Here is a 1,835-nt window from a genome sequence, read left to right as displayed (position 1 = left end):
CCGAGAAAAAGCCGAAGGACGAGAAGAAGGCCGCCGCCGAGGCGGAGAAGAAGCCTGCGGCCGCGGACGCCGCCACCAAGGGCGCCGAAGTGGTCTCGCTCGACGCCTTCCGCAAGAAATAGGCCGGCGACTTACGCCGTGGCCGAAATCGTCAATCTCCGCCAGGCCCGCAAGCAAAAGGCGCGGGACGAAAAGCTGCGCGCCGCCGAACAGAATCGCGCGCTGCACGGCCGCTCCAAGGCCGAAAAAGAACGCGACCGCATCGCCGCCGACAAGAGTGAAAAATTCGTTGCCGGGCATCGTCGTGAAAAGCCCGGCGACCCTGACCACCTATGAGCCCGGTCGAAAAGCGTTCGGTGACCATTCGCGGCCACCGCACCAGCTACTCGCTCGAAAAACCCTTCTATGACGACCTCGTCGCGATCGCGGCGACCAGAAAGCTGACGCTTGCCGCGCTTGTCGCCGAAGTCGACGTGACAAGGCCCCGCGACACCAACCTGTCCTCTGCGTTGAGGCTCCATGTCCTGGAGTGGGCGAAGCGCGGAACGGATTTCTAGAGGCCCTCGACCGCCGCTTCCTTCTTCCTGCGTCTGGTGCCGAAGCCAAGCAAGGTCGAACGTTCGCGCTCCTCGGCCTGTTTCCTGGACCGCACGCGCATCAAATCCTTCCAGCCGACATAGCCGACCAGCAAAGAGCCTTCGCGAGTGACGACGGGCAGATGAGAGACGTTGGCCGTCAGCAGCTTGTCGGAGAGGCCTTCGAGATATTCGTCCGGATAGGCCAGCGTCACCTTGCTGCCGGCCAGCAGTTCGCCAAGCGTGGTGGTGCGGTGCGTGCCGGCGCGTCTCCAGCGCAATATCGCCGGCGGATCGATGAGGCCCAGCACATGGCCGTGCTCATCGACCACCGGGAAACTCGGATGCCGTGTTTCCGGCGCTGTCAGGAATGCCGCAGCGCCATGCAGCGTCATCGTCGCCGGCACGCTTTCGACCTGTGGGGTCATCACCTCGCGCACCCTGGTCAGGGCGAAAGGGTCGACGCGGTATTCGCGAACCAGATGATGTCCCCTTCTGGCGATCTTTTCGGTCAGGATCGACCGCTTCATCAGAAGCACGGTGACGGCGTGCGCCGCGGCGCAGGCAGCAATCAGCGGCACCAGCATATGTGTGTTGCCGGTCAGTTCGACGGCGAAGAACGTGGCGGTCAGCGGCGCACGCATCGTGCCGCCCATCGTGGCGGCCATTGCCAGCAGCGCCCAGAAACCGGGATCCGCGGCAGGCAGAACGCCGGCGAGCACAGCGCCCATAGCCCCACCCATGATCAACAGCGGCGCCAGCACACCTCCCGACGTTCCCGAGCCGAGCGCTGCCGACCAGATGATCGCCTTGACCACCAGCAGCAGAAGGGCCGCTGTCGCGACGGTGCGGCCATCCAGCATGTCGGTGATGTTGTCATAGCCGACACCGAGCGCGTGCGGTTCGATCAGCCCGCCTATGCCGACCACCAGGCCGCCAAGCATCGGCCACCACATCCAGTGGATCGGCAGCTTCTGAAAACCGTCCTCGCAGGCATAGACCATCTGCGTCAGCAGTCCCGACAAAAGTCCTGCACAAACGCCGATCGCCACCCAGCCGGCAAGGCCGACAAAGGATACCTCCATGCCGCCCTGAAACGGAAAGATCGGCCCGGGCAGATGCAGCATGGTGCGCTCGACCTCGGCGATAACAGCCGCCACCGCCACCGGGATGAAGCTGCGCGGGGTCCATTCGAAAAGCAGCAGTTCGACCGCCAGCATGATGGCTGCAATCGGTGTTCCAAAAACCGTAGTCATGCCC

Annotated in this window: 3 protein-coding genes; 2 read left to right on the top strand and 1 reads right to left on the bottom strand. The window is 64.0% G+C overall.

The features are described 5' to 3' along the window. The first annotated feature begins 138 nt into the window (after positions 1 to 138). Both EN964_RS33285 and EN964_RS33280 read left to right on the top strand, forming a co-directional pair. Positions 139 to 336 (top strand): DUF4169 family protein, encoded by a 198-nt coding sequence (locus tag EN964_RS33285; RefSeq protein WP_127271798.1) that lies wholly within the window; start codon positions 139 to 141, stop codon positions 334 to 336. Beyond that, positions 333 to 557 carry a ribbon-helix-helix domain-containing protein gene (locus EN964_RS33280; protein ID WP_127271800.1) on the top strand — a complete coding sequence of 75 codons (225 nt, stop codon included), beginning with the start codon at positions 333 to 335 and terminating at the stop codon, positions 555 to 557. The genes EN964_RS33285 and EN964_RS33280 overlap by 4 nt, the downstream gene beginning before the upstream one ends. Here the strand turns inward: EN964_RS33280 and EN964_RS33275 are convergent. Beyond that, positions 554 to 1,835: chloride channel protein (locus tag EN964_RS33275; protein ID WP_127277353.1), on the bottom strand; the 1,282-nt coding region annotated here is incomplete at its 5' end. The two genes, EN964_RS33280 and EN964_RS33275, sit on opposite strands and share 4 nt — an antisense overlap.

Source organism: Mesorhizobium sp. M7A.F.Ca.CA.001.10.2.1 (genome assembly GCF_003998575.1).
In the GTDB taxonomy this organism is placed as follows: Bacteria; Pseudomonadota; Alphaproteobacteria; order Rhizobiales; family Rhizobiaceae; genus Mesorhizobium.
This window is presented reverse-complemented; position numbering and strand designations above follow the sequence as displayed.

Excerpts from the sequence above, each read along its gene's own strand:
- EN964_RS33280 (WP_127271800.1), top strand. The coding sequence starts at position 333 with ATGAGCCCGGTCGAAAAGCGTTCGGTGACCATTCGCGGCCACCGCACC.